The following is a 23,891-nucleotide window of genomic DNA, read 5'->3' as shown; positions in this document are numbered from 1 at the left end:
TTCCTCAACGTAGCATCAGCCAGTCGTGCGCCGGATCGTTCTTGAAATGCCATTCGCGATGCGGGCCGGCCATGACGTTGAGGTAATAACCGCGATAGCCGTGTGGCATGACCACGGGGTGATAGCCGCGCGGCACCATCACCACGTCGTGGTTATAGACGGCCATCGATTCGTCCAGGTCGCGTTCGTCGGTGTACACGCGCTGGAAGGCGAAGCCTTGCGGCGGGTCGATGCGGTGGTAGTAGGTTTCTTCCAGGAAGCTCTCCACCGGCAAGTTATCGGTGTCGTGTTTGTGCGGCGGATAGCTGGAAGAGTGCGCAGCCGGTGTTACCACTTCGACCACCAGTAATGATTCGGCAGGTTCGGTTTCCGGCAGAATGTCGCAGATATAGCGCGTGTTGGTGTCTTTGCCGCGAACCGATCGCTTCATGCTTGCCGCGGGAATAAGACGCACCGGATGGCGACCGCTTGCAGGCGCAGTAGCCAGCGCGAGTTCTACGTCATCGTGCGCAGTGATGGCGAATACCGTGTTGGGCGGCGCATACACGGCGTCTGGCGAACGTTCGTCGAACACACTGGCGCGGCCGCCGAGATGATCGAAACGTTCGGCACCAGCCAGCACCTCGGCGCTGCCGGTCAGTACGACCAGGCAGCCCTCGCGATCAGGCGCAAGCGTGACGCGCAGCTTTTCGCCCGCCGTAAGGCGGAAGCCTTCAAAACCCACATGCTTCCAGCCGGCCGTTGCCGGCGTCACCGTGACGATCTCACGCCCCTGCGCGTGTCCTTTTACCAACAGACTCATGCGACCTCCTTGAGCGGTGTGCCGTCTACGAGTGCACGCAACGTGCGATAGCCCTTGCTGGCATAGGCATAGCTCGGCGCCACCGCGGGGTCCTGTTCGGCTTCGACCACCAGCCAGCCCTGATAAGCGTGCGTACGCAACGTATCGATGATCGCAGCGAAATCGATCGCGCCGTCGCCCGGCACGGTGAACACGCCATTCAACACGGAATCGAGAAAGCTCCACTGGCGATTGCGCGCATGGCGAATGATGGCGGGGCGAACATCCTTACAATGAACGTGGCAAACGCGATGGATGTGCTTGGTAAGAATGTCCAGCGGATTGCCACCACCGAAATAGGCGTGACCGCTATCGAACAGCAGCCCGATCTCATCGCCGGTATAGGCCATGGCGCGGTCGATATCGCCGGGTGCTTCGACATACGCCCCCATGTGATGGTGATACGCCAGTCGCACGCCGTGCCTCAGCAGATAACGACCGAAAGCAGTCAGCCGCTCTCCATAACGCTTGAATGGGTCGTCATCGCGAAAGCGGGGGCGCTTGTAGAGCGGCACGGTACGCTCGCCCTGAATCGAATCGGCCACTTCGCCATACACCATGACTTTGCAGCCGTTGCCGGCAAGCAGGCGCAGATGGGGTTCGACTGCGGCGATCTCTTCGTCGACGGAGCGGGTGGCGAGTCGGCCGGAATACCAACCCGACACGACATCGAGTCGGTAGCCTGCCATCAACTCGCGCAGCGCGTCGGGTTCGCGCGGAAATTTGTTGCCTAGCTCGAATCCTTGATAGCCGATGGCGCGACCTTCCGTCAGTGCCGTGTATAAAGGCGTTTCGCCACCCAGGGAGGGCAGGTCGTCATTGCTCCAGCTGATCGGGTTGATGCCGATCTTTACGTTGAAAGCGTCATTTGCCATGGGTCTTGCCTGTTGTGACACCGGGCTGGCGTTGCTGTTTGGCCATCTCGTACTCGCGGCGTGCGTGCTGCACGCTCTTGCTTGATGACACTTCGGGTACGGCGACCTCCCACCAGCATCCACCATCTTCTGTAGTGCGCCGGTGATCGGTATCGATGGCGATAAGGTAGGTACGCCGCGCAGCGCGTGCACGTACGAGCGCCTGTTCAAGCCCGACGATGTTGTCGACATATTCGGCCTCGGCTCCCATCGCGCGCGCATGGGCGGCGAAATCGATGAAAGGCGCGCCATCGGGACCGTGCAGGCAATCGTCGAGCATGTTGTTGAACGGCTCGCCGCCGCAGGCTTGTTGCAGCCGGTTGATGCAACCGAAGCCACGGTTGTCCAGCACGATGACGATCAGCTTGAGGCCGAGCATCACCGAGGTGGCGATTTCGGCGTTGAGCATCAGATAGCTGCCGTCGCCGAGCATCACGATCACCTCGCGGTCGGGCTTGGCCATCTTCACGCCCAGGCCGCCTGCAATTTCATAACCCATGCAGGAATAGCCGTATTCCACGTGATAACCGCCCGGAATTTCTGTGCGCCAGAGTTTTTCCAATTCGGCCGGCAGCGTTCCCGCAGCGCAAACGACGATGTCTTTGCGCGTGGAATCGGTTGTCGAGCGCTGCACCGCTCCGATGATCTCGCCGTCGTACGGCAACATGCCGGCCGGCAATTCGCGTCGGCTGGTGACGCTATCCACGGTGTTCCGCCAGCTGCTTGCCGCTTGCTCGGCGCGCTGGCGCCAGGCATCGCCGGTGTGCCACTGATTGAGTGCCTTGGAGAGCGACTCAAGGCCAAGCTGCGCATCAGCACGAATTTCCACGCTGCCGCCCTTCAATGCGTCGTAACCATTGACGTTGAGCGTGATCATCCGCGCATGTGCATAGAGCGTGTTGGAACCTGTGGTGAAATCCTGCAAACGTGTGCCCACAGCGAGCACCAGATCGGCTTTCGCCAGCAACGCATTCGCCGCAGTAGAACCGGATACGCCGGCCGGCCCCAGTTGCAAGGGATGATTCCACGCCAGCGCACCTTTGCCGGCCTGGGATTCGGCTACCGGTACACCATGTGTTTCTGCAAATTCGCGCAATGCGTCGCTCGCTTTCGCATATAGCGTGCCGCCACCTGCAATCAGCACGGGCCGCTTTGCCTTGCGCAAGGCATCCGCGGCGGCGGCGATATCGTCCGGAGCGGGCGGCATACGGCGAAAAGTGTGGATGCGTTCGGCAAAGAATGTCTCGGGCCAATCGTAGGCTTCGGTCTGAACATCCTGCGGCAGCGCGAGCGTGACCGGGCCGCACAACGTAGCGTCGGTCAGGACATGCATAGCGCGAGGCAGCGCTGTCAGCAACTGCTCGGGTTTCACGATGCGATCGAAGTAGCGCGACACCGTGCGAAAACAATCGTTGACGCTGGCCGTGCCGTCGCCAAAATCCTCCAGTTGTTGCAACACCGGATCGGGTGCGCGCGAGACGAAGATATCCCCCGGCAACAGCAACACCGGCAGACGGTTCACGTGTGCCAGTGCGGCAGAGGTGATCAGGTTGGTCGCGCCCGGGCCGATGGATGTGGTGACGGCCATCATGCGCCGGCGCATGTGTGCCTTGGCATAGGCGATGGCAGCGTTAGCCATTGCCTGTTCGTTGTGCGCGCGATAGGTGGGAAGTTGGTCGCGATGTCGGTAGAGCGCTTCGCCGATCCCGGCGACGTTGCCGTGACCGAAGATCGCGAACACGCCACCGAACAAAGGTAGCAGCGTGTTGCCGCTCTCATCGTTTACGTCATCGTCGCGCATTTTCTGTGCGCTGAGATAGCGCACCAGCGCCTGAGCCATCGTCAGTCGCACGGTGGCGCTCATGCAGCAACTCCGGCGCTCTCGCGTGAGCCGCCATGGCGCGCCTGCCGCCATAAGCCGGCGAGCTTGGCGAATCGCTGTGCAGCTTGTTCCACCAACGCGTCGTCGTCGATGCTGCCGGTGAACCATGCGCGTGCCGGTTCCATGAAGAGGCTGCGACCGACCGCAAAGCCGCGGCAACTGGCGCTGTGCGCAGCGGCCGCGAAACCTTCGGCGAGTTCGGCGAAGGGCGCATTCAAACCCAGCAATACAACACCGCGGCAGTACGGATCGCGTTGGGCGATCAATGCATCGACGATCATCCAGTCCTGAGCGGGCAATGGCTTCAGCTTCCACCACTGCGGGCGAATACCGAGGTTGTAGATGCGTTTCATCGCGCGCACCACGCGTTCGCCCGGCGTGCCGCTGGCTTGTGGATTGATGGGCGGGATCACTTCGAGCAGCAATTCATGGCCACTTTGTTTTACCGCGTCGTAAAGCGTGAGCAGCTGGGTTTCCTGTTCCAGGCGTGAGTCGGGCGCACCGTCGGGGTCGAAGGGAACCAGACACTTCACGACATGCTCGATCGGCCATTGCAGCAGCTGACTACCTACCGATCGGCCATATTCGAACTCCAGCGGATGCGAACCGGGCATTTCTATCGGGCGTCCAATCCACCAGCCGCGACCGGTAGCGGCGTTGAGTGCATCTTGTCCGTAACGCTGATCGATCAAAACGCCGATGCGTTGTTTCAGGCCAAGCTCGCGCTCCGTCTTCGCGACGGCGTCGACCAGCAACTGCTTGAGTCGCGGAAGGCGCGATTCGTCGGCGCCGCATTCACAGGCCAGATCGTAGAACTGACTGCGGTGATCGAAAGCGAAGATATGTAGATCGTCCCAGACAGGGCGAGCGACGCTCACGCGATGCAGATGGGCGAGCTCTTCGTCGCGATCGGGGCGTTGTAGGTTTTCGCCATGCGCTAGGAAGTAATCCAGTTCTGCGCGACTTGGCATGGCCGGAGCGCAGCCATGTCGCGATACCACGATCGCACCGCAGGCGTTGGCGTAGGCGCAGCTGCGCTCGATAGTTTCATCGCGCAGCCAGCCGTAGAGAAAACCGGCAATGAACGCATCGCCGGCGCCGAGCACATTGAGTACTTCCACGCGTGTACCACGATAAGTCGGTGCGTGATCGATGTCTGCGGGTACCGGTCCTTCAAGCACGCTGCAACCTAATGCACCGCGCTTCACGACCAACGTTGCCGCTGTTACGGCACGCACGGCTTGCAGGGCGTTGATCAGATTATCGCTGCCACCGGCGATGTGAAATTCCTCTTCTGTACCAACGACGAGATCGAAGTGCGGAAGGATGGCTTGCAGATGCGCAGTCACGCCATCATTGGCAATAAAGCGCGTTTCGCCATCGCCACGCCCGGTGAGGCCCCACAGCACCGGGCGGTAATCGATATCCAGTACGGTGCGTACACCGTGCTTGCGCGCGAAAGCCAGCGCCTTGCTGCTAGCGGCGTGAACGTCAGGCGTGGAGAAGTGTGTGCCCGTGATCGCAAGCGCGCGGCTGGACGCAATGAAGTTTTCATCGATATCGCTTTCATCGACGGCCATGTCCGCGCAGTTTTCGCGATAAAAGATCAGCGGAAAGGTGTCGCGATCCTTGATGCCTAGCAGAACCAGAGCGGTCAACCGCGTTGTGTCGATGTGAACGTGGCTGACATCGCAGCCTTCGCGGATCAGCGTTTCCAGCAAGAAGCGGCCCATATGGTCGTCGCCCACGCGACTGATCATGGCGGTGCGCAATCCCAAGCGAGTCGCACCAAAAGCTGCGTTCGCCGACGAGCCGCCCAGGTATTTGGCGAAACTGGAAGCGTCTTCCAACCTTGCGCCCGGCTGCTGGGCATAAAGGTCCACGGCCAGGCGGCCAAGGCAGATAAGGTCGTACTTGCGTTCGTTCATCGCGGAATGCTTCTTATGCAAGAGGTGACTCAGGCTGCGCTGCGGCCTTCCAGTTCGGCGACCAGACTTTGTATTTCCGTACCGCCGGCCATCATGTCGAGCACTTCTTCCTTGCTGATCTCGTTCTTGGCGAACGTGCCCATGGACTGACCGCGATTGAGCAAGGTGAAGCTGTCGCCCACGGGATAGGCGTGGTGAACGTTGTGCGTAATGAAGATCACCGAGATGCCGCGCTCGCGTGCCGTGTGGATCAACTTGAGCACGTTGCAACTCTGTTTGACTCCCAGTGCAGCGGTTGGCTCGTCGAGAATCAGCACTTTCGCGCCGAAATGAATGGCGCGCGCAATCGCCAGGCATTGCCGCTCACCGCCGGACATGGTGCCGACCGGCTGATGCGCAGAGCGCACGTGAATGCCCATGCCGGCCAGTTTTTCTTCGGCAACCTGTGCGGCATGCTGCATATCCATCACCGGAATAATGCCGAATAGCTTGCGCATCGGTTCGCGCCCAGCAAAAAAGTTGCGCGCTACGCTCATCAGCGGAACCAACGCCAGGTCCTGATAAACAGTGGCAATACCCATGTTCAGCGCTTCGCGCGGCGACGTGAAGTGCACTTCCTTTCCTTCGACCAGATAACGGCCGCGATTGGGTCGATGCACACCAGCCAGCATTTTGATCAATGTCGACTTGCCGGCGCCGTTGTCGCCGAGCAGGCAATGCACTTCGCCACGGCGCAGGCGCAGCGTGACGTCCTGCAGCGAAATCACGGTGCCGAAGAACTTGCTGACGCCTTCGAGCTGGAGGATGTAATCGGTCTTATCGGTGCTGGTCATAGCGATTTCCTCACTTGCCGGTCGTCGCGCGCGAGCGGATGTAGTGGTTGAACAGCACGGCGAGCAGCAGCATCGCCCCCAGAAATACGCGGTACCAATCCGAATCGAAACTGGTATATGAGATGCCGATCTGCACCACACCGAAGATCAGCGCGCCGAAGCACGAACCCAGCACGGAGCCATAGCCGCCGGTGAGAAGTGTGCCGCCGATCACCGCGGCGATGATGGCCTCGAACTCTTTCTGCAGACCGCGATCGGCGGAAGCAGAACCGACGTCTGCCACCTGCAGCACACCGAACAAACATGCACAGAATGCGGTGAAGACGAACAGGCTGATCTTCACCCGACGCACCGGCACACCGACATTCTGCGCAGCGGCAGCATCGCCACCCACCGTGAAGATCCAATTACCGAAGCGGGAGCGAGAAAGCACGAAACCGGCACCGATCGCCATCACCAGCCACCAGATCAGCACTTTCGGAATACCGTTCACGATGGGGTCGCCATTGGGCAATCTGCCGATGACGCCGGTTTTCGCCAGCCACCCGAACAGCCCATGCAGCGCGCTGCCTTGGAACAGGGCACTCACCACCGGATCGCCGCTGATCTTGTCGCCGACATTGCTAACGATGGTGCTGTTGGAAAAGTGCGTGGAAAGGACCAAGGTCAAGCCGCGCAAGATAAACATGAAAGCCAGCGTCACGATGAAGCTGGGTAGCTTCGTGCGTACCACCAGAAAACCATTCAACCAGCCCAGTGCCATGCAGCCTGCAAACGCGAATAGCACGGATGCCCACATCGGCCAGCCCATGAACATCGACGGCACCGCCATCATCATCCCGGCGAAGCCGATCATCGACCCGATGGAAAGATCGAATTCACCGGCGATCATCAGCAGGCACGCACCGACCGCGATGATGCCCAGGTAGGCGGCAACTTCAGCCCAGTTCATCACACCGTCGAGATTGAACATGCCCGAATCGCCGGCAAGGATGCCGAATAGCACGAACACCAATACGGTGCCGGCGATGGAGCCGAACTCAGGACGATGAAGCAGGCTACGCCATGGCGAAATGTGCCGTACGCGTTCGTCGTTCTTCACGGGCGCCGGATCCTTTTGTGACGTGAGGGGCAGGCGGGAAGTCGTCGCGCTCATCGAACTCTCCGAAAGCAAATGCACCTGCGGGTCAACGGTACTGGCCGGCGTATTTGGCGACCGTGCCGACGTTGTCCTTGGTAATGAATGCAGGGCCGGAACTGATCCCGTCCTTGGTATAAACCGGTTGCAGTCCGTATTCCGTTAGACGTGCCTGAAATTTTGGGTTGGCTTTCAACTTGGCCGTGATGACGGCCGGATCGCGTGTGTTGTCGTCGTGAGCAATCACGAGCGCTGCAATTGCCATATAGCCTTGCAGATAGGGTTGCTGGTCGATGGCAAAATTCATCTGACCTTTTCGGATGGCCTCGATGATCACGGGTGAAAGATCGAACGTGCCGAAATAGATCTTGCCGGCCAGTCCCATTTTCTGCAGCGCCTGCAGCGCAGGTTCGGCCGAATTCGGGCCAAGCGCCAGCACCGCCTGTGTCTTCGGGTTATTGCGCAGATAGGCGCTCACTTTGCTTTCCACGACAGTCGGATCCACGCCCGAGTCGATCATCGACTTTCTGGCGTCCACGCCGATGGCATCGGCGAACCCTTTGCAGCGTTCAAACGAGGCGGCGTTGGTGGAATAGTGGTTGACGCAGACAAACGAGGTGATGCCCGCGGCCTTGGCGCGTTCGCCTGCCGCCTTGCCGGCTTCATACTCCGGCTGGCCGATATGCATGATGGCCCCGAGTTTCTGGCTCTGCTGCGCCGTGCCGGAGTTGATGGTAACCATGGGAATGTTTTTAGCCGCGATACGCATCGCAGGCTTGTAAAGCACATCGACGTCGGCGATATCGAAGGCGACGCCGTCATAATTGCGTGCAGCGGCCTGCTCGAGCAGCCGCGCCATGTCGGCCAGGTCCCCATCGGGCGGGTTGCGGTAGTCGACCTGTACGCCGTAATCGTCGCCAGCCTGCTTGATGGCGTTCTTGACGGTGTTCCACCAGACATCCGAATCGGCGGCGTGGCTTATCAATACGTAATGCGCGTTCGATTGCGGGCCGCCGGCAGCCACCGCAGGGGCGGCCGCCGTGGCTGCCAGCATCCCTGCTAATAGAACTGAACTCCACGGACTGCGCATATCGCCTCCGGAACGTGATACCAGCGCGCGGCCGGTCCAATAGGGCAACGCGCGATGCGAATGGGGACCGCGCCCGCCGAGCATAGGAACGCTGACACCTAAATTTCAACTTGCATTGCACCATAAAAAAATATGGAAATATTTTTCTACGCGGAGATAACATGTCCCCGAATCAGTCCAGCGAGCGACCTTCCATGGGCAAACAAGGTGCAGTCGACGAGCTGTTGCAGCGCGTAGCACAGGACTTCGAGACCCTGCCGAGGCAGTTGCAGAACATCGCCAGCTACCTGGAGCGGGAGCGCGCGAACATCATGGTCCAACGCATCAACGAAATCGCCGAGGGCTGCGACGTGCACCCGTCGGCGGTGGTGCGGTTCGCCCAGCGCTTCGGCTATTCGGGATTCACCGAGATGCAGGCGGTGTTCCGTAGTGACTACACCGAAACTGTCAAGCCGGTGCGCAGTTATCAGCAGCGCATCCGTAATGTGATCGCTGAAGGCGAAGGCGCGATAGTAGGTACATCGCAGATGGCTCTACGCTTTATCGATGCCAGCCGCGCGGGGTTGGAGGAGCTGGCTAACCGCTTCGATACGAAGCAATTCGACGCTGCCGTCGATCTGTTGGTCAAGGCCGAAAACATCTATGTCGTCGCGGTCCGGCGTACCTTCGGCATTGCCAGTTACATCGTGTACGCGTTACAGCACACGCACAAACGTGTGCATCTGGTCAGCGGATTGGGTGGCATGTACCGCGAGCAGATCCGTAGCATCGGGAAAAACGATGTCTTGATCGCCATCAGTTATCCGCCTTATGGCAAAGAGACGATCTATTGCAGTCGCGTCGCGCATCAGCACAAAGCCAAAGTGCTTGCTATCACGGACAGTGCACTGGGTGCGCTGGGTCGCGATGCCAATATCACACTGATGGTGAGCGAAGGCAGCGCGTTCGCGTTCCGTGCGCTTACCAGCACGATCTGCCTGTGTCAGGCGTTGTTCGTGGCGCTGGCTTACAAACTTGAACTTAAGGTCGAAGAGACCATTCCTCCTGGAGAATACGATGACTGAGAAGGAACGCATCGAGGTGGCGATGTTCGGTGCAGGTCGCATCGGCACCATCCACGCAGGCAATCTCGCGCGGCACCCGGGTGCCCGGCTTCGCTACGTCGTCGATGTGCATCAGCCGGCGGCGGAAGCACTTGCCATCAAACACGGCGCCCAGGTCGCTAGCGTGGAGAAGGTGCTGGCCGATCCCGCTATCGGTGCGGTAGTGATTGGCTCAAGCACGAATACCCACGCCGATCTGATTTTGCGCGCTGCTGCCGCAGGCAAGGCCATTTTCTGCGAAAAGCCAGTCGATCTGGATGTCGAGCGCGCACGCGCATGCGCAGCGGCCGTGAACAAAGCGGGTGTCACCTGCATGATCGGATTCCAGCGCCGTTTCGATCCCACTTTCGCGGCACTTAAACAGCGTTTGGATGCCGGTGAAATCGGCAAGGCCGAAGTGCTGATTGTGACAAGTCGAGATCCAGCACCGCCTCCGGCTTCCTATATCGCCTCCTCGGGCGGCGTGTTCAAAGACATGTTGATTCATGACTTCGACATCTTCCGTTGGATTCTTGGCGGCGAGGCAGTCAGCGTGCATGCCACGGGCGGCAGTCCGGGTTTGCCGGAGATGGCTGCCACGGGCGATATCTCGCACGCAGCGGTCACGCTGCGCACGCGCGACGGAGCGCTATGCCAGATCAACACATCACGCCGTGCCGCGTACGGTTATGACCAGCGCTTCGAAGTGCTCGGCAGCAAGGGCTTGCTGCAAGCAGGCAACGTGCGTCCGACCGAAGTGGTGGCGTGGAGCGAGCAGGCAATCAGCTGCGACAAACCGGAGGCTTTCTTCCTGGAACGTTATCGTGCGGCCTATGCGCTGGAGATCGAGCACTTCTTCGATGCACTGGTGAAGGGCACGCCGGTACGCACCACGATCGAAGATGGCATCAAGGCCCTGGAGCTCGCCGAACTCGCCACGCGCTCCTGGCGTGAAGGGAAGGCGTTGGAGTGCGCGATCTGATCGTGCATCGTCATCAAGTCGCGCGAAGATGAGGGGTACACATGTCCAAGAGCAAAACGTATTTGGGTCGTGCCATGAAGCGTTTTTGTCTGCGTAGTGGGTGTTTGTGCATCTTCGTCGCAAGCACGGCATCGGCCTTCGGTGCGAATACGACGACGCCCGTCGACTGGGTCAATACCTTCGTCGGAACAGGCAGCAGCATGGGGCCCGAATACGGGGGCACCATGCCTTTTGTGAGTACGCCTTTCGGCATGACCAATTGGACTGCGCAGACCAGGCAAAACCGTATTAGTGTGAGTTCCTACGAGTACCACGATCAATACATCGAAGGTTTCATCGGCACACATCAGCCGGCGATCTGGATGGGCGATTACGGCTACATCACGTTGATGCCGGAAACGGGCTCCATGAACTTCGCGCCGGAAAATCGGCGACTTTCCTTCACGCACAAAGATGAGATCAGCACTCCGTATTACTACGCCGTAACAATGGGTTCCGGTGCTGCCCAGCGCATCAAGGCCGAGATGACCGCCACGGATCATGCCGGCTATCTGCGCTTTACCTATCCAAAAAACGCCAAAGCGAACGTGCTGATCGAGATCACTCGGCCGGGCATTACCGGCTACGTCAAGCTCGATCCCGCGCGCCGTGAAATCGTGGGTTATAACCCCGATCGCATGGATGCAAATCTTGGCCCCATGAAACTACCCAACTTCAAAGGCTACTTTGTAGTGCGTTTCAAGCAGCCGTTTATGTCGCACAACGTTTATTCGGGCACGTTCTCGCGACCGGGGCAGAACGAACTCACCAGCACCAACGTCGGCGCGTATGTGGGTTTTGATACTCATCAGGACAACCAGGTCGATGTGCAAGTAGGCACCTCTTTCATCAGCATCGATCAGGCTCGCGCCAATCTCGACGCGGAAATGCCGAACTGGAATTTCGATGGCCTGCGCGACACGCTGAAAAACACATGGAATCAGAAACTCGGCATCGCCACCATCGACGGCGCCACCGAGGATCAACGGCACATCTTCTACAGCGGTCTTTACCACGCCCTGCTTTATCCCAAGCTATTCTCCGAGCACGGTCGCTACTACAGCGCCTACGACGACAAGATTCATAATGGTGAGTCGTATACCGCGTATTCGATCTGGGATATTTTCCGCGCTGAAAACAGTCTGCTGACCATCTTCGCGCCGGAACGCATCGGTGGCATGGTGCAAGCGCTGCTGCAGGATTTTCAGGAAGGCGGCTGGATGCCCAAGTGGCCCAACCCTTCCTACACGAACATCATGATCGGCACGCACGCCGATTCGCTGGTTGCCGAAGCGATTAACAAAGGTTTCAAGGGCTTCGACTATCAGCTGGCCTATCAGGCCGTTTATAAAGATGCGATGACGCCACCGGATGGCGACACCACTCGCCTATGGCTCGACCGGGAGCCCTACACGCCTTACGAAGCACGCGCGGGCCTGACCTATTTCAAGAAGCTGGGTTACATACCCGCCGACAAGGTTTCCGAATCGGCATCGAGCACCGAGGAAGAGTCGTACGACGACTACGCCGTGGCGCAGGTCGCCAAGGCAGTCGGCAAAGATGATGACTATCGCTTCTTCATGAAACGCTCGCTGAGCTACAAGAATCTGTTCAACCCCGTGCGGCATTTCATGCAAGCCAGAAATTCGGACGGCGGTTGGGCCTCTCCTGATGACGGATGGACCGAAGGCGACCAGTGGGTTTATCTCTACGCCGCCTTGCACGATGTTCCCGGTGTGGTGCAGCTGATGGGCGGCCCGCAAGCCGCGTCTGCCGAACTGGACGAACACTTCAACGGCAACCACAACCGGCACGATAACGAGCCCAGCCATCACTATGGTTATCTCTACGATTTCACCGGTGAGCCCTGGAAAACTCAGGCCCGCGTGCGCGAGATCGCCAACGATGCTTACTCCAACACCATCGATGGCGTGTTGGGTAACGAAGACTGTGGGCAGATGTCGGCGTGGTACATCTTTACTGCCATGGGTTTCTATCCGCTCAACCCGGCTTCGGCGGAATACGTTATTGGCAGCCCGCTTTTCAAGCGTGTCACCTTGCACCTTCCCAATGGCAAGGTTTTCTCGATCTCCGCGCCGAACAACTCCGCTAAAAACGTCTATGTGCAATCGGTAACGCTCAATGGCAAAGCGCTGGACATACCGATCATCACCTATGCCGACATCGAAGCCGGCGGCGAACTGGACTTCGTCATGGGGCCGACACCTTCCCATTGGGCTTCAAACTGGCATCCGCAACCGCTGCAGTGAATGGCGGACGGCTACTTATACGTAATATCTCAAGTCTCACCCCTCGGTAGCGTCCGCACCGCAACGCGGACGTTGCTGCCTCACTTGGGCGAGGCGAGCGCATGAAACTCAATCAAAAGTCCAAGATCATCTTGAGTCGGTGCAAGAAAGGACTCACCCAGCAAGCCGTTGTAATCGGTGAGCGCTTTTTCATATCCGCGCTCAACCGATCGTTTGGCCCTGGCAAGATCCGCTACGCCAATGCTGACGCCCAGTATCTGCGCACCACCTTTGCGAAGTGAGTCGGCAGCAATGCCCGGACCATCGGGTTGCAGCACGTAAATACACTTCCGGCCTATCGGCACCGCAAACCCTCTGGCTGATATTTGCGGAATCCGCACGCGTGTCGCGCCCGAGTAACCCATTCGTTCGAACTGTTTGCGGTCAGCATCGGCATCCGACGAAAGTAACCACAGCGCAGATAATTCTTGTGCGCTATTGGGATGTTCGTACGCCATCTGCTCGTCGGCAACTTGAGTCGGCGCTGCGTTGCCGGCTGCGTAATCGATGAAGAACATTTGGCTGGAGAGCGGTGGATGTTCGAAGCTGAAAAGACGCCAGCGTGGAGGGCTGGAAGGGCCCCCGCCGTCAGGGTCCGTCAACGATGCCGAGAAGACGACGGTGGGACGTAAGCCCCGTTGCTGCATAAGCAAGCGAACTTGATCCAGCGCGGGCGAGCGTAGCCCAAACGTTCGCGAACCGGGGGCGCCGTGCAACACGGCCTGATCCGCCTGCATGCCGGGGTCCATGTCCGGATTGGGGCGGGTGATGCTTTCCAGTTCCAGATAGCTGCGATCGGACATCCGTATGTAGCGGTCGGCCACGCCACCGGGGTCACGCCCAGGCCGTACCTGAAACCCGAGCTTCACCGCCATCGTCGCGGTGATCTGATCCATATTTCGCCCCCACAGCAGGATGTGGTCGAGCGAACTCGTTCCAACGGATGGTGCTGCCGCGGCAGCGGCATGTTGGCCCATCCCGGGTGCCATCATCAATGCAGACAACAGAACGACTGATCGCAAGACGCATTTACTCCGTAGGAATCAACGCTAACGAAGACATGCTGACGTGCTCGCCGAAGGCGCGCGCACACAATCGGCTGGTGCCGGACACAGGAGGATGATTTTCGGCACATGCGCCGCTGCAGCCTGCGTAGAAGGATGGGATCGATGGACAGACCGTCGTGCTATCCAAGCCCTCCCGCCGCGCTGATCTCTAGCGAGGAGCCCAGGTGTCTGGCGCTGCTCGATACACTGACGTCCCCCGTGCCTGCGGGGCTATTTCATTCACCGGTAGATCACCGCCACGTTCTCTGTCTGCACCTGGGTGCTCCAGTTCCAGTGTCCTATCGCGCAGGCAACTACGAACGTCAGGGCGTGCGACTTCACGGCCAGTTTTGCGTGGTACCCGCCGGTGCAAGCACACGCTGGACTGTGTCACGTCCCGCGCAATCGCTGCTGCTGCGACTGGCTCCTTCACTCTTGCAAGAAACGGCCGAAACCTTGGGGCTGGGTTCGCAAGGCGGTGAGCTTGCGCCTTCCATCCATATACGCGACCCGCACATCGAGCGCATCGGCTGGATGATGCAGAGCGAAGATCGTGAGGCTTATCCGGGTGGTCATTTGTTTGCAGACAGCCTCGCTGCGGCACTCGCCGTGCGTCTGCTTACGCTGCAATCGCGCAAACCGGTATCGAAATCCAGAACAGCGCGTGCGCTACCGGCGTGGCAATTGCGCAAGGTATTTGAATACATCGAAGCTAATCTCGACCAAGACCTTAGGCTTGCCGACCTCGCCGGCGTGGCAGGTTTCAGCCTGTCGCACTTCAAACCGCTATTCAAACAAGCCACCGGCATGCCGGCCCATCGTTATGTATTGGAGCGACGCGTAGCGCGTGCGCGCTCGCTGATGCTCGAAGGGAAATGCAGCGCGACGGAAATCGCCTTGCAAGCGGGCTTTGCACACACCAGTCATATGGCCCGTTGTATGCGTCGCATCGTGTAAACAGAAGTCGGACTGATTCAATACGGCAGGCGCGTTAGCATCCATCAAAAAAGGCGGTCGGAGATTTAGTTACCTACGCCGTTATTGCAGGCAACAGCTCGTACGGTCCATCGCCATGGAGGAAATCATGATTAAAGTGACGCGTATTGTTTCGGTAAGCATCTTGTCGCTTTTGCCTTCGTTGTCGGCGATGGCCTGCGGTAGGTCGACCGATCCTGCCCAGGTCGTTCAAGCTCAGCTCGACGCATACAATGCACATGACATCGACGCATTCGCCGCATGCTATGCGGACAACGTCACCGTTACCGATTTAAGTGGTAAACGCGCAGTAATAAAAGGCATTCCCGCACTCAAGAGCGCTTATGCATTTCTTGCGAAGATGCCCAAAGAATTCCATGTGGAGATCGTCCAGCGCTCCGTCACCGGTCCTACCGTGGTCGACCTGGAGCGGGCGATCGGTCTTCCGGCAGGTAAGGGGCAGCCCGAAGCTATGGCGGTATACGAAGTGCGTAATGGTGCGATTCTGAACGTCTGGTTTCCACCGAAAAGCTAACGGCTTATGAAGGTTTTGGCGGCTTCTGGTCACCGGCGCGTCTCGACAATATCGCGGCGAGATCCGTTAGCGTCTGCGTTCGAGCCAAAGCAGACGTTCCCCGCGAATTGGCTATGATAGATAGGTTGCAGCGACCGAAAGAGCATTCCCGTGACCTCATCCGATAGTGATTTCGACAGCGAGCACGACTTCGACGAGCAAGAGAGTACGGGTGACTCCGTAGAGGCGTGTGTCTGGCAACTGCTATTGCTGATCAATCCGGGCGACGAAGATAGGGCCCTGCAGCAATTTGCGGATTACCGCGACGCGGTCGGCCATGCGGACGAGAATGACGTAGAGCCGATTGAAATCATCCGCAGAGTAATCGACTGGCAATCCGGTTTTTATGTGGACGGACAGGACGCGCGCGCGTTAGTGCAAGCCATCGACGAGCTTTCTTCGCGTTGGAATATATCTATCGATTGGGGTGGCGATCCGGATGATGACGATTTCCACGCGGACATCGATGCGGCTTCGCTATTCGCCATCGCGTATGACCGCCTGCTTGAGCACGGCTATACCCTGTGGGCCTGGGAAACAGAGGATGACAGCAGTGCAGGTTGGATCACGCTGAAGCGCGACAATGAGTTTTTACGTGAGCTGGCGACTTCGCTGGGTATCAATATACGGCTGGGCAGCGAAGTTACTTGAGTTCGAGCGGCAACGTGTCCGCTTTCGGCCAAAACGGACATTCATCGCAGGTGCTTAACATTCCAATTTCCTGATTGTGAATGTCGCCATTCGCTTGTAAATCGGTGCGATTCAAAGTCCAAGGTCCGCATCGGACTTACTCTTTGTCCCGGAGTAAACTGACATCCGCAGGTGCAGCGCTAGCCTGTAATAAATCTCTCCCGTAAAGCTTAGGAGGCTGTCATGCGAGAGATCTTTCGTGTGGCCGCCGGCAGTTGTCTGATGTGCGTCCTATTAGTGACGACGTCTTATGCGAGCTCGGGCGACTCAAACCCAACACCATTTCAGGATGAGCACTCAAAAGATATTTTGAGAGCAATGGACGATGCCTCTACCTGGGGGCATCCGGACCAGGAGGGGGAGTATCAAGGAGTTTTGCATTTCGCCAAAGGCGATTATGCGGGCGCCATGAAATATTTTTTGGATGGCGCCCGCTATGCGGACAAGCTCTCGCAGCTTTGCATCGGATTGATGTATCTCAACGGGAATGGCGTTCAGAAAGATCCCGTTACGGCTTATGCCTGGTTCGCGATTGCCGCCGAACGTAAATACCCCAAGTTCGTAAATACCCGTGATCAGGTTTGGGCACAGTTGAACGACGATCAGCGTAAGCAGGCCACCGCGTTGGCGGAAAAGCTGTCTTTGACATACGGGGATGCTGTCGCCAAACCGCGCATGAGGTGGGAACTCATGCACGACATGCTTCAATCGACCATGTACAAGGATGGCTTTAATGATGGTCGTGTAAATCTTCTTCTTTCAACGAGAACTGGCAACCTTGACGACTGGAACAATCCGACCTTGTGCGCCACAAGCTCTATAGGCGGCACTCCTAGCTCAGGCTGCGAGAGCAACTCGATGAATGATTCGTTGAAGCCCAGCGTGTATTTTCACGATCGCGATGCAACTTGGACGGGCATCGTCACGGTTGGTCCGTTACAACAGGCAAGCATGCCCAAGACACAGCCTGCTACACAGGATCAGCAGAACGGTCCTTAAGACGCCGGAACCTTACTCTTAAGGGAATGTGTGACTTTTCTTGCCGTCGCTGAAACGGTCTGCTTTTGACTGGGTGGACATGTGACCAACTATAAAATTGCGATAGCTCAGCAGCTCATCCTGATGCCGGAAGATGTGTTTTCCGAAGTTCATTCATAAATTCTGCGCGCAATTCAGGCCCACCTTCTTTCAAGGTGCGAGCCAGACCGCACAACTTCGAAGTGGGCAAATACTCCTCTCCCCATGCAGCCATTTCCAACAGAAGAGGAACCAGTGCGATGCCTTTTTCCGTAAGGCTATAAATCGCTTTTTGTTTATGGGTCGGATCATCGGACTTGGTAACGATCCCTTGCTCGACAAGCTTTCGAAGTCGGTCGGCCAGGATATTAGACGCGACACCCTCCAAAGATTTGGTCAGGAGTTCGCGGAAATGCCTTCGATTAACGAAAACGATGTCGCGGATGACGAGCAAAGTCCACTGATCGCCAAGCACTTCGAGCGTTTGGTTGATGACGCATTCGGATCTATGACTCGTGCGCACGCTGCTTCCAACTCGAATGGACATTCCAGCACCATTTTACGATATTAAAACTGGTTGCATAATATAACTGGTTGCATTAAGTTACCGGTCGTTACGGTGCGAGCTACGTCCAACTGGCGCTCGCGTGGAAGGCTGCGTTGTCAGGAACCTTGGGATTACGACTGAAACTTCGTGGGAGGCAAAAATATGAACATGTTCAAACAGCTGCGTAAGCTCTGGAGACCGTGCGCTACGATTTTTGCTCTGACTTGCTTTAGCAATGCCTTCGCTCAGGTGAGCTACGTAGTCATCGATCTGGGCGTTCCGAAGAATGACAATTATTCGATGATCATGTCGGTCAACGATGAGGGTTGGTCGGAGATCATGGCTGGGAACTTTCTGCCGGGGCAGGGAGATTCGTTATCCGGGGTACCTTTAAACGGGCGCGCACTGATAAACGTCGACGGACACTATGTCGATCTCGGCACGCTCGGAGGACCGAACAGTTGGATGAACTTTGGCGAGATCAATGACCTCGCGCAGGTAGTGGGCGATTCCGAAACGGCTGCCCCAGACCCGAACGGCGAAGACATCTGTGGATTCGGCACCCACCTTACGTGTCTTCCGTTTCTTTGGCAGCCCTTCCATATGAGCGCCCTCCCAACACTAGGCGGAAATAACGGGGAGGCGAGCGCGATCAATAACCTTGCACAGATCGTAGGAATGGCAGAAAACGGTGCCGTGGATTCCTCATGCCAGCCTGGTGCCACTAATAATCAGGTTCAGCTGCCGGTGTTGTGGGAAAACGGCAAAGCCAACGCTCTTCCTACGGTGGATGGTGATCCAGACGGGTTCGCATTTTGGATCAACGATCATGGTCAGGCCGTAGGCTACTCGGGAAACTGCAGCGGACCCATTCACGGCATATTGTGGGAAAACCGCACGGCATCTGCGCTTCCTGACCTCGGAACCGGCGGCTTCGCTGAGAACATCAACAACCAGGGCCAAATTGTTGGAACAGTCGGTAGTGCTGACGGAACTACTCAAACTGGCGCGATTTGGCAGATTGTCGATGGCACAGGCACCACCAAACTCACCACAGTGCTCGGACTGCTGCCGGGAGATGCTGCGGGCATAGCTTTCGGCAACAACAACAAGGGCCAAGTAGTGGGGGGTGAGTGGAACTCCAACTTCTACTGGTCTCATGCCTTCATCTGGCAGAGCGGCGTGATGACCGACCTCAACACGCTGTTCCCTGCCAGCTCCAACCTGTTTGCGACCTTCGCCGCCAAGATCAACAGCCGCGGACAAATCGGAGGCATGGCAATCGTATGCGGCGGCCCGCACCAAGGCGAGATGCACGCTTTTCTAGCAACCCCTGTGAAGCAAAGCATCGGTGAATCGATTGCAGAGGCCGCACCTACGTGCCTGGAATCCAATTTCCCCGCAGCGGACGCTGTCAAACGACTTTTGAAGAAATCCGGACCCGGCGTCCAACTCGTGCGTTAAAACGAGCGTTTTCGAAGCGACATTGAACCACCTAGGGAATCTCGGAGGCTGCTTGGTGTAAGTCACGCCGCGCTAGGCAGCATAGTGTGATGTTCATAGTAAGCCGCTTCGGCTTCGGCAGGTGCGACATGCCCGATCGGCCCCAGCAGCCTTCGATGATTGAACCAGTCCACCCTGGTCAACGTGACCAGTTCCACCGCTTTCGCAGTTTTCCATGATGGGGGATGGTGTTGATTTGCGTGGGGAGCTGAGCCGGGTTCTCTAACGATTTGCGTCCAAAAATGAGCCACCTCCTAATCATCCTCCGGCGCTGTTCAAGCCGGAGCACCAGGAGTGATCGACGTCGCTCAATTGAGTTTCACCCACGCATGTACCACCGCGATCAGCTGTCGATCGAGCCGAGGACAGTTTCAAGAAATGAGGCGGCGATGGCGTTTTCTTAGTATCCAAGGACGCCGTCGCCGCTTATATGGAGCGCCATCGGACTCAGTTATTGCGCCTCGACCGGCTGAAATCGCAACCCAAAGCGCACATGCCACATGTTCAGGAGACCAACGCTAGAGATTCTTCTGTGAAGCGGCCAATTCCTGTGTCACCCAATCGATGAAGACGCGGACGCGTGGCGAGAGTTGTCGGCTGTGCGGATAAAGCAGCGATACCGGGGTCGGGGAGGGTGGAAAATCGGGAAGCACAGATACCAGTGTTCCCGCAGCCAGGTCTGCTTGAGCGTGGTACCGGGGTATCTGGATCAATCCGAGCCCTAGCTTGGCCGCTGCGACGTACGTTTCGGCGCTGGTAACGGTTACCGTTGAGGGCAGCGCGACCTTTCGCACATCGCCGTTGACGGTGAACTCAAGCGGCAATGCCATACCACTGGCCGACGATACGAAACCGATGCTGACGTGCCCTGTGAGATCGTCGATGCTGACTGGAGTGCCGCGATGCGCGAGATAGGCAGAGCTGGCGCAGGTCACTTCGTCGAGCAGCGCAACGCGCCGTCCTACCATTGCGCTGTCTTGCAAGTCGCCGACGCGCAAGACGCAATCGATGCCTTCACGGACCAGATCGACAAGTCGATCGCCTTCGCCGATATGAAGTTGAAGGTCGGGATACTTTGCAAGAAAAGCCGGGAGTGCGGGCAGCACGAAGTGACGCGTCAACGTGCCATGCACGTCGACCCGCAATAGACCCCGTGGCTTGGCGTCGCTGAAGGCCGCCTCGGCATCTTCGACCTCGCCCAGGATCGCGACGCATCGACGGTAATACGCTTCGCCGTCCAGCGTGGCTTTTACATGGCGGGTGGTCCGCTGCAGCAATCGCACGCCCAACCGCTTTTCCAGGTCCTGGATGACTTGGGTAGCGGTGGAGCGAGGCCATTCAAGATCCTGTGCGGCCAACGTGAAGCTCTGCCGTTCGACGATCCGGGTGAATAAACGCATCACGTCCAAACGGTCCATGGCGGGCTCATTGTTCGTTTACAAGGAATTATGTTGCCAGATTAGCACTGATTATTTATCCAGGTAGAAAGCCTAGAGTTCTTCCAACCCGGCACGGTGCCGGCCCCGGAGAAAACTCATGAACAAGCAAATTCAGAAAGTCGCCCTGGTCACCGGCGCTTCGCGTGGAATCGGCGCCGCCATCGCGCAACGTCTGGCAAGCGACGGTTTCACCGTCATCGTCAATTACGCAGAAAGCGCCGCGCCGGCCGAAGCCCTGGTGCGCACGATCGAACAGGCGGGTGGACGTGCGTTGGCAGCAAAAGCGGATGTCAGTAATGCTGCGGATGTGCGCCGGCTTTTCGATGCCGCGCAGACCGCCTTTGGCGGTGTGGATGTGCTGGTCAACAACGCCGGCATCATGAGCCTGGCCACTGTCGCCAATGCCGACGATGCCTCGTTCGATCGCCAGATCGCCGTGAATCTGAAGGGTACGTTCAACACATTGCGCGAAGCGGCGACGCGTCTGCGTACAGGTGGTCGCATCATCAATTTCTCGTCAAGCGTCGTCGCATTGCTGCAACCGACCTATGCGGTATACGCCGCGACCAAAGCTGGCGTCGAAGCGATGACGAGTGTGTTCGCCAAGGAGTTGCGTGGCCGCGACATCACCGTCAACGCCGTTGCGCCGGGCCCGACTGCGACGGATCTGTTTCTCAACGGCAAGCCGCAGGAAGTCGTCGAGCGCCTCGCCAAGCTCGCTCCTCTTGAGCGGTTGGGGCAGCCCAGCGATATCGCCAATACCGTTGCCTTCCTGGCAGGTCCGGATGGCGGTTGGGTCAATGGTCAGGTGTTGCGCGCCAATGGCGGAATCATCTGATCGCGCGCGGATATCGGTGCAAACAATCGCTCATTGTCCAACTTCCCCTGCGAGGAGAACGAATCATGAAACAAGTCATCGTCATCACCGGTGCATCCAGTGGCTTTGGTGCGCTCGCCGCACGCGCGCTTGCTCATGCCGGGCATACTGTCTACGCCAGCATGCGTGAAACCACCGGCCGCAATGCGCCGCAAGTTGCCGCCGTGCAACAGTACGCGGCGGAGCATACTGTCGATCTGCATGCGGTCGAATTGGATGTTGCCTCGGAGGCATCCTGCGAAGCGGGCATCCGCGAGATCATTGCGGCGCAAGGAAGGCTCGATGTGATCATCCACAATGCCGGCCACATGTCGTTTGGTCCTGCCGAGGCGTTTACGCCGGAGCAATTCGCGCAGCTGTACGACATCAACGTGTTGAGTACACAGCGCGTTAATCGCGCCGCGCTTCCGCAGTTGCGCAAACAGGGGCGCGGTTTGGTGATCTGGGTGTCCAGCAGCAGTGCACGCGGCGGCACGCCACCTTATCTTTCGCCGTATTTTGCCGCGAAGGCGGCGATGGATTCGCTCGCCGTCAGTTACGCCAGCGAGCTCTCGCGCTGGGGCATCGAAACCTCGATCATCGTGCCAGGCGCGTTTACCAAGGGCACCAATCATTTTGCTCATTCGGGCTCACCTTCCGATAAAGCGCGCGCTGCCGAATACGATCAAGGACCCTATGCCGGCCTTCCGGAACAGAGTCTCAAAGGTCTCGCTTCGCTCGAGCCGGCCGACGCCGATGTCGGTGCCGTAGCGAATGCCATCGTGCACGTCGTGGACACGCCCTTCGGCAAGCGCCCGTTTCGCGTGCATATCGATCCATCACAGGATGGTTGCGAGATCGTCAACGGTGTGGCCGATCGCGTTCGTGCAGAGATGTTTCGCCGCATCGGGTTGGAAGATTTGCTTCACCCGCGAGAACTCGCCCATCCGGCGAGCTGAGATCAGTGTGGACCAACGCATCACGAGACGACACGAACTCCGTGTCGTCTCGTGTGTTTTTGGCACGAGCGTTAACTCGTGCATCCGCTTGCGATGACGTCAGATATTTTCGCGAATCATTTCTACGACATCGGCCCCGCGCCCATGCAGGATGGCACGAGTGGTATACAAAGCCATGCCTACAACAGGTTTTAGTTCCATAAAGGGCGGCTTGGTCAACTCGAGTGGATTGACGATGACGTTGAGCAGCGCCGGACCTGGCTGAGAAAGCCATTCGTCGATGGCCGAATCCAGTTCGGAAGCCTTGCTGACGGTTTTGCCCCACAGACCAATGGCCTGCGCCACTTTTCCAAAGTCGGGATTTTTCATGCGCGTAAACGTGTCGAGCATGCCTTCGGACATCTGCTCTATTTCGACAAAGCCCAGTTTGCTGTTGTCGTAGACGACGATCTTGACGGGAATTTCTTCTTGTATGGTCGTGAGCAATTCACCGAACAGCATCGTCAAGCCGCCGTCTCCGCAGAGCGCGATGACTTGACGTTCGGGCGCGGCCTTTTTTAGCCCGAAAGCACTCGACAGTGCCGTCGCCATCGTGCCGTGCAGGAGGCTTCCAAAAACGCGTCGTTTGCCATTCGTGTCGATGCAGCGAGTCGCCCAAAAAATCGGGGTGCCGTCATCGCCTGTAAAAAGCGCATCGTCGGCGGCACGCTTGCCGATGACGGAAGTGAGGTACGAACCTGGAATGGAGTCGTTGTGGCCCGGAGCCATCTGCTTTTTCCAAGACGCCACGTGTTCGCGATAGCGATCGACATAGGTCTTCTGGTGAGTGCCGTCGCTCTTTTGTTCCAAAAGCGGAAGTAACGCGCGCAGAGTGGGCTTGATATCGCCGACGGCTCCTAACGTCACAGGATGGCGTCGACCAAGATGAGTGGGATCGAGATCGACCTGTACGATCTTGGCTTTGTCAGGGTAAAACTGACGCCAGGCGAAGTCGGCGCCCAGCAGGAGAAGGGTGTCGCACTCCAGGACGGCTTTGTAGCCCGCCTCGTTGCCAAGAATACCCGTCATGCCAACGTTGTACGGGTTGTCATGCTCAAGGAAGCTCTTGCCGCGTGACGTATGTGCAATAGGCGCTTTGAGGTGTTCGGCGACAGTGAGAATTTCGCTCAATGCGTCTTCGCATCCGGATCCTGCATAGATGGTGACCTTTTTACCGGCATTTAGGATCTTGGCCATTTCCACGAGTT

The 23,891-nt window shown here is 58.0% G+C and carries 21 protein-coding genes and 1 pseudogene; 10 read left to right on the top strand and 12 right to left on the bottom strand.

Features of this window, described 5'->3' with window-relative positions:
- Positions 1–4: 4 nt before the first annotated feature.
- The 7 genes from iolB to VK725_RS11150 are packed head-to-tail and all read right to left on the bottom strand — an operon-like array spanning position 5 to position 8,626.
- On the bottom strand, positions 5–802 hold the full coding sequence (iolB, locus tag VK725_RS11180; protein ID WP_325318132.1) for a 5-deoxy-glucuronate isomerase: 798 nt from the start codon (positions 800–802) through the stop codon (positions 5–7).
- Positions 799–1,716, bottom strand: a complete 918-nt coding sequence (gene iolE / locus VK725_RS11175) for a myo-inosose-2 dehydratase (RefSeq protein WP_325318131.1) — start codon at positions 1,714–1,716, stop codon at positions 799–801. The genes iolB and iolE overlap by 4 nt, the downstream gene beginning before the upstream one ends.
- Positions 1,706–3,619, bottom strand: coding sequence for a 3D-(3,5/4)-trihydroxycyclohexane-1,2-dione acylhydrolase (decyclizing) (gene iolD, locus VK725_RS11170; protein WP_325318130.1), 1,914 nt, complete (start codon positions 3,617–3,619; stop codon positions 1,706–1,708). Before iolD ends, iolE begins: the two co-directional genes overlap by 11 nt.
- Entirely contained in the window at positions 3,616–5,565 is a 1,950-nt protein-coding gene (locus tag VK725_RS11165; protein WP_325318129.1) for a bifunctional 5-dehydro-2-deoxygluconokinase/5-dehydro-2-deoxyphosphogluconate aldolase, read from the bottom strand. The genes iolD and VK725_RS11165 overlap by 4 nt, the downstream gene beginning before the upstream one ends.
- Before the next feature lie 29 nt (positions 5,566–5,594).
- The gene (locus VK725_RS11160) at positions 5,595–6,398 is read right to left on the bottom strand and encodes an ATP-binding cassette domain-containing protein (RefSeq protein WP_325318128.1); all 804 of its coding nucleotides are present in this window, start codon (positions 6,396–6,398) and stop codon (positions 5,595–5,597) included.
- 10 nt (positions 6,399–6,408) lie between these two features.
- Positions 6,409–7,554: an ABC transporter permease gene (locus VK725_RS11155; protein WP_325318127.1), complete on the bottom strand. Its 1,146-nt coding sequence runs from the start codon at positions 7,552–7,554 to the stop codon at positions 6,409–6,411.
- A 31-nt stretch (positions 7,555–7,585) separates the two neighbouring features.
- Positions 7,586–8,626, bottom strand: coding sequence for a sugar ABC transporter substrate-binding protein (locus VK725_RS11150; protein WP_325318126.1), 1,041 nt, complete (start codon positions 8,624–8,626; stop codon positions 7,586–7,588).
- 161 nt (positions 8,627–8,787) lie between these two features.
- Here VK725_RS11150 and VK725_RS11145 point away from each other — a divergent pair, with 161 nt between their 5' ends.
- From VK725_RS11145 to VK725_RS11135, 3 genes are read left to right on the top strand one after another with little or no spacing between them, the layout of a single operon-like run.
- The gene (locus VK725_RS11145; RefSeq protein WP_325318125.1) at positions 8,788–9,690 is read left to right on the top strand and encodes a MurR/RpiR family transcriptional regulator; all 903 of its coding nucleotides are present in this window, start codon (positions 8,788–8,790) and stop codon (positions 9,688–9,690) included.
- Positions 9,683–10,690 carry an inositol 2-dehydrogenase gene (iolG, locus tag VK725_RS11140; RefSeq protein ID WP_325318124.1) on the top strand — a complete coding sequence of 336 codons (1,008 nt, stop codon included), beginning with the start codon at positions 9,683–9,685 and terminating at the stop codon, positions 10,688–10,690. The genes VK725_RS11145 and iolG overlap by 8 nt, the downstream gene beginning before the upstream one ends.
- A 41-nt stretch (positions 10,691–10,731) precedes the next feature.
- Positions 10,732–12,999 (top strand): GH92 family glycosyl hydrolase, encoded by a 2,268-nt coding sequence (locus tag VK725_RS11135; protein ID WP_325318123.1) that lies wholly within the window; start codon positions 10,732–10,734, stop codon positions 12,997–12,999.
- 80 nt (positions 13,000–13,079) lie between these two features.
- On the opposite strand, the gene VK725_RS11130 is transcribed toward VK725_RS11135, so the two are convergent.
- Positions 13,080–14,060, bottom strand: a complete 981-nt coding sequence (locus tag VK725_RS11130; protein WP_325318122.1) for a VOC family protein — start codon at positions 14,058–14,060, stop codon at positions 13,080–13,082.
- A gap of 318 nt (positions 14,061–14,378) precedes the next feature.
- On the opposite strand from VK725_RS11130, the gene VK725_RS11125 reads away from it, so the two are divergent.
- From VK725_RS11125 to VK725_RS11110, 4 genes are all read left to right on the top strand, one after another.
- Entirely contained in the window at positions 14,379–15,041 is a 663-nt protein-coding gene (locus VK725_RS11125) for an AraC family transcriptional regulator (protein WP_325318121.1), read from the top strand.
- A gap of 127 nt (positions 15,042–15,168) precedes the next feature.
- Positions 15,169–15,594, top strand: coding sequence for a nuclear transport factor 2 family protein (locus tag VK725_RS11120; protein ID WP_325318120.1), 426 nt, complete (start codon positions 15,169–15,171; stop codon positions 15,592–15,594).
- A 150-nt stretch (positions 15,595–15,744) separates the two neighbouring features.
- Entirely contained in the window at positions 15,745–16,284 is a 540-nt protein-coding gene (locus VK725_RS11115) for a DUF6630 family protein (protein ID WP_325318119.1), read from the top strand.
- Positions 16,285–16,506: 222 nt separating this feature from the next.
- A complete protein-coding gene (locus VK725_RS11110; RefSeq protein WP_325318118.1) occupies positions 16,507–17,322 on the top strand; it encodes a sel1 repeat family protein in 816 nt (271 codons plus the stop codon).
- A gap of 115 nt (positions 17,323–17,437) precedes the next feature.
- On the opposite strand, the gene VK725_RS11105 is transcribed toward VK725_RS11110, so the two are convergent.
- Entirely contained in the window at positions 17,438–17,887 is a 450-nt protein-coding gene (locus VK725_RS11105; RefSeq protein ID WP_325318117.1) for a helix-turn-helix domain-containing protein, read from the bottom strand.
- Positions 17,888–18,049: 162 nt separating this feature from the next.
- On the opposite strand from VK725_RS11105, the gene VK725_RS11100 reads away from it, so the two are divergent.
- Positions 18,050–19,351 carry a hypothetical protein gene (locus VK725_RS11100; RefSeq protein ID WP_325318116.1) on the top strand — a complete coding sequence of 434 codons (1,302 nt, stop codon included), beginning with the start codon at positions 18,050–18,052 and terminating at the stop codon, positions 19,349–19,351.
- 62 nt (positions 19,352–19,413) lie between these two features.
- On the opposite strand, the pseudogene VK725_RS11095 reads toward VK725_RS11100, so the two are convergent.
- Together VK725_RS11095 and VK725_RS11090 are read right to left on the bottom strand one after the other, a co-directional pair.
- Positions 19,414–19,578: pseudogene (locus VK725_RS11095) on the bottom strand (IS3 family transposase); the annotation flags it as partial.
- A gap of 330 nt (positions 19,579–19,908) precedes the next feature.
- Entirely contained in the window at positions 19,909–20,808 is a 900-nt protein-coding gene (locus VK725_RS11090) for a LysR family transcriptional regulator (RefSeq protein ID WP_325318115.1), read from the bottom strand.
- Positions 20,809–20,926: 118 nt separating this feature from the next.
- Here VK725_RS11090 and VK725_RS11085 point away from each other — a divergent pair, with 118 nt between their 5' ends.
- Positions 20,927–21,667, top strand: coding sequence for an SDR family oxidoreductase (locus tag VK725_RS11085; RefSeq protein ID WP_325318114.1), 741 nt, complete (start codon positions 20,927–20,929; stop codon positions 21,665–21,667).
- A 65-nt stretch (positions 21,668–21,732) separates the two neighbouring features.
- Entirely contained in the window at positions 21,733–22,644 is a 912-nt protein-coding gene (locus VK725_RS11080) for an SDR family oxidoreductase (protein ID WP_325318113.1), read from the top strand.
- 99 nt (positions 22,645–22,743) lie between these two features.
- Here the strand turns inward: VK725_RS11080 and VK725_RS11075 are convergent.
- Positions 22,744–23,891 (bottom strand): thiamine pyrophosphate-dependent enzyme (locus VK725_RS11075; protein ID WP_325318112.1); only part of this gene is annotated, 1,148 nt, incomplete at its 5' end.

This window comes from Dyella sp. (genome assembly GCF_035486915.1).
In the GTDB taxonomy this organism is placed as follows: domain Bacteria; phylum Pseudomonadota; class Gammaproteobacteria; order Xanthomonadales; family Rhodanobacteraceae; genus Dyella_B.
This window is presented reverse-complemented; position numbering and strand designations above follow the sequence as displayed.